18 protein-coding genes are annotated in these 15,372 nt (G+C 62.7%); 8 read left to right on the top strand and 10 right to left on the bottom strand.

All coding sequences use genetic code 11. The features are described from left to right. Nucleotides 1-26: 26 nt before the first annotated feature. The 5 genes from rplT to D6201_RS10130 all read right to left on the bottom strand — a co-directional run bounded on the left by rplT (nucleotide 27) and on the right by D6201_RS10130 (nucleotide 4,921). Nucleotides 27-386: a 50S ribosomal protein L20 gene (gene rplT, locus D6201_RS10150; protein ID WP_120048677.1), complete on the bottom strand. Its 360-nt coding sequence runs from the start codon at nucleotides 384-386 to the stop codon at nucleotides 27-29. Between the two features lie 14 nt (nucleotides 387-400). After that, nucleotides 401-604 carry a 50S ribosomal protein L35 gene (gene rpmI / locus D6201_RS10145; RefSeq protein WP_120049347.1) on the bottom strand — a complete coding sequence of 68 codons (204 nt, stop codon included), beginning with the start codon at nucleotides 602-604 and terminating at the stop codon, nucleotides 401-403. Nucleotides 605-800: 196 nt separating this feature from the next. Further along, nucleotides 801-1,409, bottom strand: a complete 609-nt coding sequence (locus D6201_RS10140; protein WP_120048676.1) for an outer membrane beta-barrel protein — start codon at nucleotides 1,407-1,409, stop codon at nucleotides 801-803. Nucleotides 1,410-1,562: 153 nt separating this feature from the next. After that, on the bottom strand, nucleotides 1,563-3,899 hold the full coding sequence (locus D6201_RS10135; protein ID WP_242447511.1) for a TonB-dependent receptor: 2,337 nt from the start codon (nucleotides 3,897-3,899) through the stop codon (nucleotides 1,563-1,565). Nucleotides 3,900-4,141: 242 nt separating this feature from the next. Next, on the bottom strand, nucleotides 4,142-4,921 hold the full coding sequence (locus tag D6201_RS10130) for an inositol monophosphatase family protein (protein ID WP_120048674.1): 780 nt from the start codon (nucleotides 4,919-4,921) through the stop codon (nucleotides 4,142-4,144). Between the two features lie 67 nt (nucleotides 4,922-4,988). Between D6201_RS10130 and D6201_RS10125 the strand changes: the two genes are divergently transcribed. Beyond that, nucleotides 4,989-5,975 carry a helix-turn-helix transcriptional regulator gene (locus D6201_RS10125; RefSeq protein ID WP_133303993.1) on the top strand — a complete coding sequence of 329 codons (987 nt, stop codon included), beginning with the start codon at nucleotides 4,989-4,991 and terminating at the stop codon, nucleotides 5,973-5,975. Nucleotides 5,976-5,978: 3 nt separating this feature from the next. Here D6201_RS10125 and D6201_RS10120 read toward each other — a convergent pair whose 3' ends face one another. From D6201_RS10120 to glpX, 3 genes are all read right to left on the bottom strand, one after another. Continuing rightward, nucleotides 5,979-6,914 (bottom strand): ribose-phosphate pyrophosphokinase, encoded by a 936-nt coding sequence (locus tag D6201_RS10120; RefSeq protein WP_120048672.1) that lies wholly within the window; start codon nucleotides 6,912-6,914, stop codon nucleotides 5,979-5,981. 97 nt (nucleotides 6,915-7,011) lie between these two features. Beyond that, nucleotides 7,012-7,371, bottom strand: coding sequence for a hypothetical protein (locus D6201_RS10115; protein WP_133303992.1), 360 nt, complete (start codon nucleotides 7,369-7,371; stop codon nucleotides 7,012-7,014). 45 nt (nucleotides 7,372-7,416) lie between these two features. Beyond that, nucleotides 7,417-8,406, bottom strand: coding sequence for a class II fructose-bisphosphatase (glpX, locus tag D6201_RS10110; protein WP_120048670.1), 990 nt, complete (start codon nucleotides 8,404-8,406; stop codon nucleotides 7,417-7,419). Nucleotides 8,407-8,462: 56 nt separating this feature from the next. Here glpX and D6201_RS10105 point away from each other — a divergent pair, with 56 nt between their 5' ends. Continuing rightward, nucleotides 8,463-8,933, top strand: a complete 471-nt coding sequence (locus D6201_RS10105) for a hypothetical protein (protein ID WP_120048669.1) — start codon at nucleotides 8,463-8,465, stop codon at nucleotides 8,931-8,933. Here D6201_RS10105 and D6201_RS10100 read toward each other — a convergent pair. Both D6201_RS10100 and D6201_RS10095 read right to left on the bottom strand, forming a co-directional pair. Beyond that, a complete protein-coding gene (locus tag D6201_RS10100; RefSeq protein WP_120048668.1) occupies nucleotides 8,930-10,228 on the bottom strand; it encodes a homoserine dehydrogenase in 1,299 nt (432 codons plus the stop codon). The two genes, D6201_RS10105 and D6201_RS10100, sit on opposite strands and share 4 nt — an antisense overlap. Before the next feature lie 63 nt (nucleotides 10,229-10,291). After that, nucleotides 10,292-11,185 carry a hypothetical protein gene (locus D6201_RS10095; protein WP_242447510.1) on the bottom strand — a complete coding sequence of 298 codons (894 nt, stop codon included), beginning with the start codon at nucleotides 11,183-11,185 and terminating at the stop codon, nucleotides 10,292-10,294. Between the two features lie 335 nt (nucleotides 11,186-11,520). Here D6201_RS10095 and D6201_RS10090 point away from each other — a divergent pair, with 335 nt between their 5' ends. The 6 genes from D6201_RS10090 (at nucleotide 11,521) to D6201_RS10065 (ending at nucleotide 15,372) form a co-directional block, all read left to right on the top strand. Next, the gene (locus D6201_RS10090; RefSeq protein ID WP_165853539.1) at nucleotides 11,521-12,219 is read left to right on the top strand and encodes a TonB family protein; all 699 of its coding nucleotides are present in this window, start codon (nucleotides 11,521-11,523) and stop codon (nucleotides 12,217-12,219) included. 47 nt (nucleotides 12,220-12,266) lie between these two features. After that, on the top strand, nucleotides 12,267-13,115 hold the full coding sequence (locus tag D6201_RS10085; protein WP_120048667.1) for a MotA/TolQ/ExbB proton channel family protein: 849 nt from the start codon (nucleotides 12,267-12,269) through the stop codon (nucleotides 13,113-13,115). Nucleotides 13,116-13,193: 78 nt separating this feature from the next. Further along, a complete protein-coding gene (locus D6201_RS10080) occupies nucleotides 13,194-13,730 on the top strand; it encodes an ExbD/TolR family protein (protein ID WP_193725699.1) in 537 nt (178 codons plus the stop codon). Between the two features lie 52 nt (nucleotides 13,731-13,782). Further along, complete coding sequence (locus tag D6201_RS10075) at nucleotides 13,783-14,220, top strand: ExbD/TolR family protein (protein ID WP_120048666.1); 438 nt, start codon at nucleotides 13,783-13,785, stop codon at nucleotides 14,218-14,220. Nucleotides 14,221-14,357: 137 nt separating this feature from the next. Next, nucleotides 14,358-14,801 (top strand): ExbD/TolR family protein, encoded by a 444-nt coding sequence (locus D6201_RS10070; RefSeq protein WP_120048665.1) that lies wholly within the window; start codon nucleotides 14,358-14,360, stop codon nucleotides 14,799-14,801. Nucleotides 14,802-14,898: 97 nt separating this feature from the next. Beyond that, nucleotides 14,899-15,372 (top strand): ExbD/TolR family protein, encoded by a 474-nt coding sequence (locus tag D6201_RS10065; protein ID WP_120048664.1) that lies wholly within the window; start codon nucleotides 14,899-14,901, stop codon nucleotides 15,370-15,372.

Here is a 15,372-nt window from a genome sequence, read left to right as displayed (position 1 = left end):
CTTCTCGTATTTCTAAAGCTCGTCAATCAGGCGGGAAGCGCTTCCTTCGCCTGCTTGATGATGCCGGTAAAGGCTTCCGCCTCGTTCATGGCGAGATCGGCCATGACCTTGCGATCAAGCTCGATACCCGCAAGCTTCACGCCGTGCATGAACTGCGAATAGGTGAGGCCTTCCGCGCGCACGGCCGCGTTGATGCGCTGGATCCACAGCGCGCGGAAGTTGCGCTTTTTGACCTTGCGGTCGCGATAGGCGTACTGGCCGGCCTTTTCGACGGCCTGGCGAGCGACACGGATCGTATTCTTGCGACGGCCGCGATAGCCCTTCGCCTGATCCAGTAGACGCTTGTGCTTCTGGCGCGTGGTGACGCCGCGTTTGATGCGAGGCATGTGCTAGTACTCCCTCAATCGAGCCCGTAAGGGGCCCATTTCTTCACGGCAGCCTGGTCGCACTTGGCGAGAACCTTGGTGCCGCGCTGCTGGCGGATATACTTCGCACTGTGGCTGATCAGGCGGTGGCGCTTGCCCGCGACACCATGCTTGACCTTGCCGTTGGCGGTGATTTTGAAGCGTTTCTTCACACCGCTCTTGGTCTTCAGCTTGGGCATTTTCATCTCCTTGTCAGAGACACGTCCGAACCAGCCCTGGCAGCCCTTACGGCCAGACCGGCAGATAATCACGTGTCGGTGAAGGGCGCGCAATTAGCGCTTTTGCCCGCAAATGCAAGCGATTCGCGGCCCGGCATGCAAATGCGGCGGCGCAGCCCGTAGGCCACGCCGCCGCGTTCAAGCTTGCGAGAAGCGCTTAGAAGCGCGCGCCGATCCCGATGCCGATGGTGGTGCGCTGGAAATCGAAATCGTAAATGTCGTAGCTTTCGCTGACCGACAGATCGATGCGCCCGTAAATGTTCTCGGAGAAGCTGTGATCGTAACCGAGGGCGAATTTGTATCCGCCGCCGCTTTCGCTTTCGTCGAAGTTGAAAGTCTCGCCTTCGAATTCGAACGGGCCGACCAGGTCGACGGTCTGCTGGCCATAGCCCAGCTTGCCATAAACCATGCCGGACTGGCCGGTGATGAAGCCGACCTGCAGCCCCGCAGCCCAGTAGCCGCCGGAGCTGACGCAGAGGTGAAGTTCGCAGGTTTCGACCGTGGAGGCCGAGTACTGCGCATACGGACCGACCAGCACGGTTTCGCTTACGGGAATATCATAGCCGATTTCGCCGCCGAAGCCGACACCGCTGCCGAGCTCGTAATTGATGCCGATGTCTTCTTCCGGATCGTTGATGCGTTCCCAGAAGACGCGGCCTTCGATGCGCGCACCGGCCTTGTCTTCGGCTGCCGGATTGAGATCCTGCGCGTAGGCAGGCGTGGCCACCACCGCGCCAAGCGCGGCGGCGATAAGCAAGTTCTTCATGTGGTTAGACCCCCTAACGATGCCCGCCGACGTGGCGGGCGGGGGCCATTTGCATATTTTTGCGGCGGCGAAAAGTGCCCGCGTTAGGGTTCGGAAATGTTGCTGTCCGACGGCGCTTCGACAGAGGGCGATGCGCCGCCGGAAAGATCGAAATCAGAACTCCTTGCGGACCGTCATGCCGTATGTGCGCGGCTGGCCCACGGCGAAGCCAAGGCGGGCGCGGCCGCCGCGTTCTCGGTCGAAGGAAAGCAGCGGGTTCTCGTCAAACACATTGTTCACATAAGCGATGACAGACAGGCCATTGTCCATGTCCACGCCAGCCGACAGGTTCAGCAATTCGTAGGACGGCAGCAGCAAGTCGACCACGGTTTCATCCGTGCCGGGCGCGCCGAGGAAGGGCAGGTTCGACACGAAGGTGCGCGGATTGTCTTCCTGGTCGCTCGGCTGGGTGTAGCGATTGCCGACATGGGTAAAGGCCGCAGCGAAATACGCGTCGGCGTTGCGAGCGATAGGGAATTCGTAACTGCCGGTAACCGACACCTGGAATTCCGGCACCGATGGCAGGCGATTGCCTTCGCGAATACCCGTCGCCCCGGCCAGCGGATCGGGCAGCGTGCTGTCGAACTCGGCTTCCAGCAGGCTGCCGGAGACGACGAAATCGAGCCCGTCGAGCGGCGTCACGCCGAATTCTGCTTCCACGCCCATCGTATGCGCTTCGGGCACGTTGAAGACGATGCGGGAAGAGCAGCTGCCCGCATCGAGCGTCACCTGCAGATCGCTGATATCAGTGTAGAAGGCGGCGGCATTGGCATAGAAGCCGCGGCCCTGCGCCTTCGCGCCGACTTCGTAATTCCAGAGCGACTCGTCGTCATAGTCCTGGAAACCGCCGAACAGTGCCAGATCCTCGTCATTGCAGAGCGGTGTGTTGAGCGGATCGTTCACGCCGCCAAGGCGGAAGCCTTTGGACGCCTGCGCGTTCAGCGTGAGATCGGGCGTGATGTCGTAGCTCAGCAGCACGCGCGGGCTGATCCCGTCCGAGCTGGTCGTGTCAACCTGACCGGCATCGCCATTGGCGAACAAGCCGCCCGTGGTGATCGTGCGCGTCTCGTCGAAATTGTAATAGCGCGCGCCTGCTGTGATATCGAAGCGGTCGGTCAGCGAATAGGTCGCCTCACCGAACACGGCGAACTGTTCGATATCGTAAGGCAGGTCCGAGTTGAACGGACTGTCCAGATTGTCGAAGCCATTGGCGACCGCGGCAGACGTGCCATCGCCGAGCGCATCGTCGACGAACGCGGCGTAACCCGGCGTCGGCAAGCGCTGGCGATAGAAACGGCTGGTGTCCTGATAGAAGCCGCCGATGAGCCATTGCAGCGGGCCGTCCGTGTCGGATGCCAGCCGCAGTTCCTGCGTCCACGTTTCGAGGTCGGTCGTGTCGCGCAGGTTGGAGGGCAGGAAGACTGCGTCGTTGTCGAGATCGAGATCGACCGAGACCGACCCTGTCAACGCGCTCGCATCGCGGCTGACGAGGATCTCGCGGTCCGTGTAGGACGTGACCGAGGTGAGGATGATGCCGCCCAGATCCACGTCGGCGACAAGGTCGGCGATCAGCGTCTCGTCCTCGAACCCTTCGCGCAGAAGCAGGAATTGCTGGCGATCGTCGAAGATGAAAGGATCGGTGCTTACCGTAAAGGGGTTGGCGTAAAGATTGAACACCTCCTGCCGGTTGAAGCCGTTCGCCTCGACGCGCTGGTAGACCACGCGCGGCGTGACGCTTAGCCCGGCACCATTGTCGAAGCGGATTGACAAGCGGCCGCCATAGCGCTCGCCATCATTGACGTTCTGCCCGCCGCCCGATCCAGCGGCGTCGATGAAGCCGCCATATTGCGTATAATAGCCGACCGCGCGCGCCGCGACATTGCCGCCGAGCGGCACGTTGATCGCCCCCTTCAGATGGTAGCCTAGATCGTCCCCGTCGACGCGGTTGATGTTCCCTTCGACCACACCTTCGGTCAGGCCGATGACCGGCTGGTTGGTGATGTAGCGGATGGTGCCGCCGACGCTGCCTGAACCGAACAGCGTGCCCTGCGGGCCGCGCAAGGTTTCCACGCGGTTGAGATCGAACAGATCGAGATCGGGGGTGAAGAGCGAGAGCGAGATGACGCTTTCATCGAGATAGACACCGACCTGTTCCTTCACGCCCGGCTGGTCGCGCACGACCTGTCCGGCGGACACGCCGCGCACCGAGACCTGGCTCTGCCCGGGGCCGAGATTCTGGACCGACAAGCCAGCGACATTGCGCGACAGGTCCTCGATCGTAACCGCGCCCGAACGCTGGATGTCATCGGCGGTCTGCGCGTTGATGGAAAAGGGAATGTCCTGAATGTTGGCCGCGCGCTTCGTGGCGGTAACGATGATCGCATTATTGAGATCGTCTTCCTCGGCGGCGACCGGCTCCTGCCCCTCCTGCGCGTGAGCGGGTGTGGCCATGACCGCGAGCGTCGCACATCCTGCGAGCCAGGCGGCACGTGATTTCGATGTAGAGATCGGCAAAATACGCATGACATTCTCCCTCTTGCGGGCTCAACGCGCTCTATTGGCGCATCCGGCCTTGCGGGAAAATACGCTCGCGCGCCCTGCTCGGAAATGATGCTTCACCGATCTGTCATATTTGACCGAACCGGTGGTGCCGAGGCGCAACAAAGCGATGCCGAGCCGTGCCGCACCATCGGTCAGTCGTTGGCAAGCACGTCCAGCACATCCTCCAGCCGCGCCGGATCGCCTAGTGCGAGCACGGTGCCGTCGCTCTCCGCATGGAGCGGCTCGCCGCCCCAGTCGCTCATCACCCCGCCCGCACCTTCGACCACCGGGACGAGCGCGGCGTAGTCGTGCAGCTTCAGCCCGGCCTCGGCGACGATGTCGAGCTGGCCCGAGGCAAGGCAGCCGTAATTGTAGCAATCGCCGCCCATCACCATGCGCCTGTGGTCTGTCTGCCCGGCCAGCGCCATGAAGCGATCTCCCTGCTCGACGCTGAAATAATGCGGCCCCGTTGTGGCGATGGTCGCCTTGCCGAGCTCCGGACACAGCCGCGCCTTCACAGCCTTGCCATTGAAGCGCGTGCCCTGCCCGGCAATGCCGATCCAGCGTTCACCAAGGATCGGCTGATCGATCACGCCCATCACCGGAAAGCCATCCACCAGCAGCGCGATCAGCGTGCCGAAGATCGGACGGCCGGCCAGAAAGGCGGTGGTCCCATCGATCGGATCGAGCACCCATTGGCGCGCGCTCGCGCCGTCCTTCACACCGAATTCCTCGCCGTGAATGCCGTCCGCCGAACATTCCGCCTCGATCAGCTTGCGCATCGCGGCTTCCGCTGCCCGGTCGGCTTCGGTCACCGGACTGGCATCGGCTTTCGAGTCGGAATCGTATTCGCCACGGAAAAGCGGGCGGATGGCATCGCGCGCCGCGTCGGCGCAGCGGTGAGCCAGAGCGATATCGCTGTCGGAAATCATGCACTTTCTCCTAGCCGGTGGTGAGAAAGTTGCAATCGGGCCGTGCGAGGCGCAGAAGGCATGGTTAATGGCACAGGGGCCGCACATCACGTCGCGGACAGGCGCGACACGCAGCGGATCACCGCTCGCCCTTTCCCGCGCCCCTGCGTCCGACCTTCTTCCCTGGTGTTACTGGTGGAGCATTGCCGAGGGCGAATTGCCCGACGGAATGCGGATCCAGTGTGGCCGCGTTGTCGATCATCCCTGCATGACGATCATCTATCACGATCCGTGGACGGCAGGCACGGCTGATGGCGAGCAGGTGTGGCAGCCCGGTCCGCATGGCCGCGCGCTCTATTTCGGCCCGCAGACCCGCTGCATGCCGCTTGGAATTTCGGGCCGCTATGTCGCCATCACGCTGCATTTCAACGCCGGTGCCGCATCGCTGCTAGGCCTGCCGGACAATTGCGCGATGGTGGATCGGATCATCGATCTCGACGAACATCTGGATCGCGACACCCCCATCGGTTCGCTCGTCCCGCTGGAGAGCCCTTACGATCTGTGGCTGCGCGCGCTGGAAGACGGTTTTGTGCGCCCGCTGATCGAGAAGGCCGGCTGGCCCGATCCCGATCCAATCGTCCTCGATTTCGAACAGCAATGCCTCGCCGATCCGGACATGACGGTGGAGGAATTCGCACGCCAGCACGATGTCTCCAAGCGCACGATAGAGCGTACGATCAAACACGCCTATGGCCTCACGCCGAAACAGGCGCTGCGCCGGGCACGCGTGCTCGACATGGGCGCGGCGCTGCTGGATGTCGCACGGCCCGAGGACCGGCCCGAGATCGAGGATCGCTATTTCGACCAGTCGCACCGGATCAAGGAAGTGCGCAGCTTCTTCGACCGACCGCCCAGCGAATTGCAGACCGGCCCGCACCCCTTCCTGCGCCTCGCACTCGAAGTGCGTCAGCGACGGCGGCTCGATGCCCTGAACCGCCTCTCGGCCAATGAACTCGGCCCGTGGCGCGACCCCGACAGCGAACCGCGCTCCGGCCCGCAGGACGCTGTGGCCTAGACCCTAATCGAACAGGCTCGACACGCTGCTTTCGTCGGCGATGCGGCGGATGGCTTCGCCCAGCAGCGGGGCGATGGTTAGAACGCGAATACGGCTGGAATCGTCGGCGGCATCGGTCGGCTTGATCGTGTCGGTGATGACGAGCTCGGTCAGTGCACTCTTGTCCACCCGCGCCACAGCGCCGCCGGACAGCACGCCATGCGTGATATAGGCGGCGACGCTTTTCGCACCCTGATCGAGCAGCGCCTGCGCCGCGTTACAGAGCGTGCCGCCCGAATCGACGATGTCGTCGATCAGGATGCAGGCACGATCCTTCACGTCGCCGATAATGTTCATCACTTCGCTTTCGCCCGGGCGATCGCGCCGTTTGTCGACGATAGCGAGCGGCGCGTTGTCGAGCCGCTTGGCGAGCGCGCGGGCACGCACCACGCCGCCCACATCGGGGGAGACGACCATCAGATCCTTGTCGCCGTAGCGCGCCTGTATGTCCGCCGCCATCGTCGGCGCGGCGTAGAGATTGTCGGTCGGGATATCGAAGAAACCCTGGATCTGCCCTGCATGCAGGTCCACCGCCAGCACCCGATCAGCGCCTGCCTCGGTAATGAGATTGGCGACCAGCTTGGCGGAAATCGGCGTGCGCGGGCCGGGCTTCCGGTCTTGCCGCGCATAACCGAAATAGGGGACCACGGCAGTAATCCGGGCGGCCGAGGCGCGGCGCAGCGCATCGATCCCGATGAGCAGCTCCATCAGATTGTCATTGGCCGGATAGCTCGTCGACTGAACGATGAATACGTCCTCGCCGCGCACGTTCTCATGGATCTCGATGAAAATCTCGTCATCCGCGAACCGGCGAACGCTGGCATCGGTGAGCGGCACTTCGAGATATCCGGCAATGGCGCGAGCGAGCGGCAGGTTGGAGTTGCCGGACATGATCTTCATGGAGCGCGAATCCCTGTTGGCTGGTGCTGTCCCGGCCTAGCGGACGGTCATGGGAGTGCAACATGGCGAGGCGCTTTGTCGTCAGATCAACGGCGATCTAGCGGGCCGAATTATACATCGGCCGTCGCGGATTGTCGTAAGGCAGGGGCGCGTAGATCCCGGGTGAGCAAACCTTATTTCCATGTACATCGTCGCAGACAGCACGATGCTGCATCGCCGAGCCAAGCAGAAGCGCGATCGACATGCCTGACAGCGACAAGACCAGCAATGCGGCTTTCCAGACCAGCTTGACGCCGACGCTTTTCCTCAATGCGATGCCCAAAATGACCACAGCCGCGGCGATTGCAATACCAGTGGCGACTGGAAGGTCAGAGATGAGTGTCCAAAATGCGCCGATCGCAAGCACAAGCTGAAGTGCGATGTTTTTCGCGAGCCACTGACTTGGCAAAAGCTGCAAAGCTTTTCTCCCCTTCGGCGCGCGGTTGGACTTCAGCCAATTCCGTCAGATTCGGTGCTCGCCCCTGATCCAGCGCACGGTCCCGCTACTCGCGCGCATGACCACGCTCTCGGTCGTCATCACGCGGGAGCCGTCCGGGCGGCGAAGGCGCTTCACGCCGTCCAGCAGCGAGCCTTCGGTGACGCCGGTGGCTGCGAAGATGCAATCGCCGCTAGCAAGATCGTGCAGCTTGTAGATGCGGTCGAGATCCTCGATGCCCCACTTGGCGGCGCGAGCGCGCTCGTCGGCATTGCGGAAAACGAGCCGCCCGTTGAACTGTCCGCCCACGCAGCGCAGGGCTGCGGCGGCCAGCACGCCTTCTGGCGCGCCGCCCTGGCCCATATACATGTCGATCGTGGTGTCCTGGTCGGTCGTCGCGATCACGCCCGCCACATCGCCATCGCCGATGAGCACGACACCGCAACCGAGCGAGCGAAGCTCCGCAATGATGTCGGCATGGCGCGGCCTGTCGAGCACGCAGACGATGATGTCCTTCGGCTCCACGCCCTTGGCCTTCGCCACCGCCTCGACATTCTCGCTCACCGACTTCTCGAGGCTGATGACGTCTTCGGGATAACCTGGGCCGACCGCGATCTTGTCCATATAGACATCGGGCGCGTTGAGCAGGCAGCCCTCCTCCGCCGCCGCCAGCACGGCGAGCGCGTTGGGCCCGGCCTTCGCGGTGATGGTGGTGCCTTCCAGCGGATCGAGAGCGATGTCGATCTTCGGCCCCTTCCCCATGCCGACCTTCTCGCCGATATAGAGCATGGGCGCCTCGTCTCGCTCTCCCTCTCCGATCACCACCGTGCCATCCATGTAGAGCGTGTCGAAGGCACCCCGCATGGCTTCCACGGCGGCGGCGTCGGCGGCTTTTTCATCTCCCCGTCCGATCAGGTCGGAAGCGGCGATGGCTGCGGCTTCGGTGACGCGCACCATTTCGAGCACGAGGACGCGGTCGAGGACGCTTTCGCTCGGGCTTTGGGTATCGGAGTTCATCGGCAATTCACTCTCCCGGGTGATGGTGCCGCACCGCTTAGAGAGGGGTTGAGGCAATGTCGAGAAAGCTGGCGCTGCCTTTCCTCCTTCTCGGCCTGCCTGCCTCGCCCGCCGGAGCGCAGGAGGCTTACGGCCCGCAACTCGAAGGCGAGGATGAAACACCGCAGCAGGAGCCGATCACGCGGCAGGATCGCTGCGAGACCGAGGCGCAGGACGAGGACGTCATCCTCGTCTGCGCCGAACTGCCGGAGACGGAACGCTACCTCTCGCCCATCCCACGGCCGACGCGTTCCGACCGGCGGATCATTCCCGGACTGACCGATCCGCCTTGTTGGGTGACGAACCCCGGCCCCGGATGCATCCGCTTCGGCTGGGCGCCCGAACCCGCGCTGATGGTCGACACCACCGCCTTCGCCGAGCCGCTTAGTGCAGAGGACGCAGCGTTGGTTTCGGCCGCGCCCGGGGAGCAAATGGATGAGCGATTGACTGGCGAACGTGTGCCGATCGACCTGTCGGACGAGGACTAACCGAGCAGCCGCATCACCAGCGGCGCTTCGGCCAGGCTGGGCGATCCTTCGAGCAGGTCCATTGCCTTGGTCACAGTACCCTCCCGGCCCTCATGCGTTACCATGCCGACCAGGACCGGACCCTCATCGTCCTCCGGATGACCCTCTTGGATCATGCTTTCGATCGACACCCCCGCATCGCGCATGGCGGCGGTAATTTCGGCGAGAACACCGGGGCGATCCGCGACGACGAAGCGCAGATAGGCGCGGTTCCGGCGGTTGGCGGGATCGGCGCTTTCGGTATGGCGCAACGCCGATACGGGGACCGCGAACGGCGGCGGCGTGTTGCCGCGGGCGATGTCGATGATGTCGGCCACGACCGCGCTGGCCGTGGGGCCGTCCCCCGCGCCGGCGCCTTCGAACAGAAGGCGGCCTGCGAAGTTGCCCTCGGCAACCACTGCGTTCGTCGCCCCGGATACCCCGGCGAGAGGATGCGACGCTGGGACCAGATAGGGCGCGACGCGCTGGAAGAGTCGCCCGCCATCCTCGCAATCGGCAAGGCCGATAAGGCGGATGACATAGCCCAAAGCGCGGGCCTGCGCGATGTCCGCAGCGCGGATGCGGCTGATGCCGATCATCTCGACATCAGCAAAATCGAGCCGCGTGCCGAATCCGAGGGCGGCCAGGATGGCGAGTTTGTGCGCCGCGTCGACGCCTTCGATATCGAACGTGGGATCGGCTTCGGCATAGCCCAGTACCTGCGCTTCGCTCAGCACATCGCCGAAATCACGCCCGCTGCTTTCCATTTCCGACAGGATGTAATTGCAGGTGCCGTTGAGAATACCGTAAATTCGCGCGATCCGATTGGCCGCAGCGCCTTCTCCGATTCCTTTGATGGCCGGGATACCGCCCGCAACCGCCGCTTCATAGCGCATCGGAGCGTCCTCTTGCTCCGCCAGTTCCGCCAGTTCGAGACCGTGATGGGCGACCATCGCCTTGTTGGCCGTCACAAAGCCCTTGCCATGGCCCAGCGCCTCGCGCGCCAGAGCGAGCGCGGGGCCGTCCGATCCGCCAACCAGCTCGACAACGACATCGACATCATCGCGCGCAGCCAGCCGCGTCATGTCGTCCTCCCAGGCATAGCCGGACAGGTCGACACCGCGATCCTTCGTGCGATCCCGCGCGGAAACGGCACTAATCGCGATAGGCCGCCCGGCGCGCTGCGCAATTGTGTCACCATTCTCCTCGAGCAGGCGGATCACGCCCGCGCCCACCGTGCCGAGACCCGCCAAAGCTATTCGCAACTGTTCCGCCATGTCGTCCCCGCTATTGTGCAATGCGGCGTGCGGAGTAGTCGCGCCATCGAGGCTTGGCCAGCCTCAGGTGAAGCGCCTTTCGCAGCGGCCGAGTTCTTCAAGCACGAAGGCGTAATCGGCGCGGGCCCGCTGGCGCGCATCGCTATCGGCCTGCAGGAACGCGCTCTCTGGCAGTTCGCGGGGCAAAAAGCAGGCGAGCGCAAACCATTCGAGGGTTTCTGGCGCTGGCGGGCGCGCTGCGCTGTCGACAATCTCTCCGAAGGAGACCCCCCATTGCGGTTGCTGCCCGGGACGTCGCACGACGCTGAGCGAAACCGGTGCACCGCGCGCGGTTTCGACGAACATCTGCGTTTCCGATTCGCCCGCAAGATTGCCAGGCACGGAGATCACGTCGCGAACGCCGGTGGCTGTTGGCGGACTATCTGCTGCTGCAAGCTGGCGCAGAACGCGGCGGACTCGTTCTTCGATCGAGGGGCCTGCCGCAAGGATTGCGCGACTGGATACGAGTTGCACTTCGCCGGGGCGCCCCGGAACAAGGCTGGCGAAGACGATGAAATCCTGTTCCTCCAGATCGGGCGCGTCGCCATCCGCATCGCGATCGACATCGGTGACGAAGGTCAGCGATTCGCCGACGCCCGTGGGCGACGTCAAAAGGTTACGGGTTAAAGATTCAAGATAGAGCCGTGCGCGGCCCGGTGCGAGATCGGGGGCGCGCTCCACCGGGAAAACCGCCTGGTCGTCCACCGTGACAATCGCCACCAGCGGCGCGGCGCGCGCGAACGTTACCAGATCGGCATAGGTCGGTGCCTGGGCTTCCGGCAGCTCCGCCTGCGGCTGCGGCGCACCGCCCGTGCCAGGCAGAGAAGGCAGCGATGCCGCGCATGCGGGCAATGCGGCTGCAGCGAGGGCGGTCAGAGTCAGTTTGAGTGCGTCCGAAAAGCGTTTGTCATTTTTCATGAAAAGTCCTCTGCCCCGGCTCGATGCGGCTTGGCAAGGCACGGCGCGCCTTGCGCATTGTGCAGCCCTCAGGCGTCAGAAGGCGTGAATTGGGACTTAACCGATAAAGCGTTTGCCCTGACCTTTCCGCCTCGTTAAGACGCGCCCCCTGCGGCCCGGGACTTGCCAAAAATTTCCCGGCTGTTGCCGATGGGGCACAAAAATTCTCGCGCCCCGTTGGATTTTCCGGCATGTTATCCATGCTGGACAAGGGACGAAGGCGACTGGCAGGGTGCGAATCCTGTTGATCGCGAAGGCCGGAAACCCGGCGAAATGAGATGGAGTGAAGGGACTGGATGGCTTACGCTGACCAAGAAATGAGCGGTAATCGCATTATCGCGATTATCATCGTTGCCCTCATCCATGTTGGTATCGGTTATGCGCTCGTGACCGGGCTTGCATATTCGGCGGTGAAAGAAGCCGTCGAGCGGGTTACCACCGTGGATATCGAGGAGCCTGAACCGCCGGAGCCGGAGGAAGAACCGCCGCCACCCGAAGAGCCGCAGGTGGAGGTTGCACCGCCGCCGCCGGTTGCGCCGCCGCCGCCCGTTAATATCGCCCCGAATCCTCCCAATGTTCGGACGCAAGTGAATATACCTCCGGAGCGGCCTGTAGTTACCAGAGTGCCGAGGGCCGAGCCCACCGGCATTCCGACGGTAGTACCGACGCCGACACCGACCCCGACACCGCCCTCGCGTGCCCGCGCTGCCACACCTGATGGGCAGGGGCGCTGGGCTGGACGGATTCAGGGTGACTATCCTTCGCGCGCCATTCGCCGCGAAGAAGAGGGCACCGTGCGGATGAACATAACCGTTGGCACCAACGGTCGCGTCGCCGCGTGCTCGGTGACGGGAAGCTCGGGTTCGAGCACGCTCGACGACGCGGCGTGCCGCGGGATGGAGCGCTATGCGCGCTACAACCCTGCTCTCAATGACGCTGGCAATCCGATACAATCGACACTGTCGCAAACCATCGTTTACCGGCTTCCCGAATAGCATTTCGGAACTGGACCCGAACGTTTTTTGATTAAGGAAACCACAGCATGCTTATCGAACTACTGACCGCCGCATCCGGAGAGGCTCCGCAAGCTGATTTCGGCTTTGTGCAGGCAATGGAAGAAGGCGGCCCGGTCGCCTGGTTCATTCTCAGCGTCATGATCATCATGTCGGTTGGATCGTTCTACATCCTGATCACCAAGTATTTCGAGCAGAACAAGGTGATGAAGGAATATCGTTCCAATCGCGCCGCTTTCTGGCGTGCCGGTTCGCTGAAGGAAGGCGCAACCAAGTTCGACAAGAACAGCGCCTGGCGTCAGCTGGTCGATGACGGCATCCGTGCCGGCAACGAGTCGGCTAAGATGGACGACAATCTCGAATCGCACGATTGGCTGCATGGCACGCTCGCGCGCTCGGAAGCTTCGATCAATGCGAAGCTTGCAGGTGGCTTGCCCTTCCTCGCCACGGTCGGCGCGACCGCACCCTTCGTCGGCCTGCTCGGTACGGTGATCGGTATCTACAACGCGCTCATCAAGATCGGTGCCACCGGTTCGGCCTCGATCGACCAGGTCGCCGGCCCGGTCGGCGAAGCGCTGATCATGACCGCCATCGGTCTGCTCGTCGCCGTGCCTGCGGTGTTCGCCTATAACTACCTTCAGTCGCGCAACCGTCGCATCGCTGCGATGCTGTCCGGTTTTTCGACCGACCTGCAGGCGAATATCACCTCCAATGGCGCCGTTAAGCCGGCAGTGATGACGTCGAACTCCACCCAGGCTTCCGGCCAGGCTGCGAAGACTGCGCCCGCCACCGCCAAGCCTGCCGGCAGCACCGCGCGCCCGGCCGGCACTGCGGGCACGACCTCTACGACGTCGGGTGGCACGCCGACCAAGCGCTAAGACAGAGTGAAATCGGCGGGCGCTTGTCGCATGCTGGCGCCCGCCGCCTCCAGATGTAACGTGAGATAGGACGAGATTATGGCAATCAGTATGGGCGGTGGCGAAGCGACGCCGATGTCCGACATCAACACGACACCGCTGGTGGACATCATGCTGGTGCTGCTGATCATCTTCCTGATCGCTGTCCCGGTCGCTATCCAGACTGTCGAAGAACTGCAGATCCCGATCATCGAAAACCAGGAATCTGACGACAAGGTCGAGAATTTGCTCATCACGGTCACGACCACCGATGCGGAAGGTCGCACACCGCGCACGATCCGCTCCGGGTATACTGGCGCGACGCGTGACGGCGAATGCCGGGTGTTTTTCAACAACACCACGCTGGTCGATTCGACCGAGCTTTACGATGTCGCCTTCGAGCGTCTCGATAACATCGTGCAGCGCGCCGGTGGACCGGAAGCGATCATGGCCGACCCCGAATTGATCCCGCAGGTTCATATCCGCGGAGACGTCAACGCACCGTGGCGCTGTGTCGCCGGTACGATTTTCAACGTGCAGGCCGCCGGTTACCCGACCGTAGCCTTCATCTCGAACCCGGTCGATCCGGAAGGCTGAATTCACGATGCGCGAGCGGCACGCTCGCAGCGTCAATTAGGAGTACGCAAACATGGCAATGTCTGGCGGTAGCGACGACGGCGCACCGATGATGGAAATGAATATGACGCCGTTGATCGACGTCCTGCTCGTTCTGCTGATCATGTTCATCATCACCATTCCCGTCGCCACCAACGCGATCAATGTCGACCTGCCGCAACCGTCGCCACCGACGAATGAGCCGGAAGTCGATCCGATCACCAACAAGGTGGTGATCACGCCCAATGACGAGATCCTGTGGAACGGTGAACAGGTCGATGAGGGCGGTCTGGTCTTCCAGCTGCAGCAGTCGATGCAGCTCCAGCCGGAGCCCGAACTGCAGTTCGAACCGGAAGCCAATGCCAGCTACGACCGGTCTGCACGGGTTCTCGACATCATCAAGAGCTCGGGCGTTACGCGTTTCGGCTTCGTCGGAAATGAGCGGTATCGCCAGTTCGGTTCGGGCGAGTAAGTCTTCCCACAACACTACTGAAAAAGGCGGCCTCGGCCGCCTTTTTTGTGCCCACGATGCGTCCATGCCGCGTGGTCCGATTTGACAGCGGGCAATCTCTGTGATGTTATCATGTAACAAACAGAGGAGACTGCCCGATGGCTCTGCAATCGCGACTGCTCGCCCGGCCCTATGCAACCACGCCTGCGCCGCCCATGAGCGAACTCAACATCACGCCGCTGATCGATGTGTTGCTCGTCCTGCTGGTAATGCTGATCCTCTCTATCCCACTCGCGACCGACTCGATCGAAGTCGACCTTCCGACCGGCGAAACCAAAAGCCGAGAGACGCAGCAAATCGCGCTCACACTATCGCGCGGCGGCACGATCTACTGGAATGGCGAGGCCGTCGATCATCCTGAGCTCGAAGCCCGCCTCGCCGCCGCCAAAGCGAACCCGGCCGATCCGGTGGTCCGCTTTCGGCCAGACGCGAACACGAGCTACGAGGACGCGGTGCAGGTCATCCATCTCGTAGGCGACGCCGACATCTCCCGCTTCGCTTTCGATGGTAATCACCAGTATCGCCGCTTCGATGCCGAGTAAGCTTCGGCGCTCACCTCGGCTGCCATACAATCACGGCGGACCATTCCGGCGAAGCAATTACGACGTCATTGCAGTCGCGGTCGCGCTATTCGTCGGCATGGTCATCTGGGTCGATGCGCCCATGCAAACGCACGCTCTTGAAGTAGACATCCCGACCACGGGACCCCTTTCGCTGCCTCCCGAGGCATGGGACCTCTCGGACGATGCGCTGGTCAATGTCGTGGTGCCGAAAGAGGATGGGACCATCCAATGGAACGGCGAAACCGTCTCCGAACGGGAACTCCGGAAACAGCTGACTGGGAATTTGATGCTGCCTGTAGAGCCAAGCCTTGTTTTCGCACCGGATCCCAATGCCAGCTACGAATTGTCGCTACGAGTTCTTTCGTTAGTGAAGCGCAGTGGAGCGAACAAGTTCTGCTTCGGTGACTTAGATGATCATCGACATTTCGATTCCGACTCTCTGCGCCTAATGATCACTCGGACACCTAATGACACCAGCATCGTAGTCGAACCAATCGAACGGGTTGCCCCGCTAGCCGAAACACCGGCTTGCGCCTCGCCTAATCGCTAG

Source organism: Aurantiacibacter aquimixticola, assembly GCF_003605475.1.
In the GTDB taxonomy this organism is placed as follows: domain Bacteria; phylum Pseudomonadota; class Alphaproteobacteria; order Sphingomonadales; family Sphingomonadaceae; genus Alteraurantiacibacter; species Alteraurantiacibacter aquimixticola_B.
This window is presented reverse-complemented; position numbering and strand designations above follow the sequence as displayed.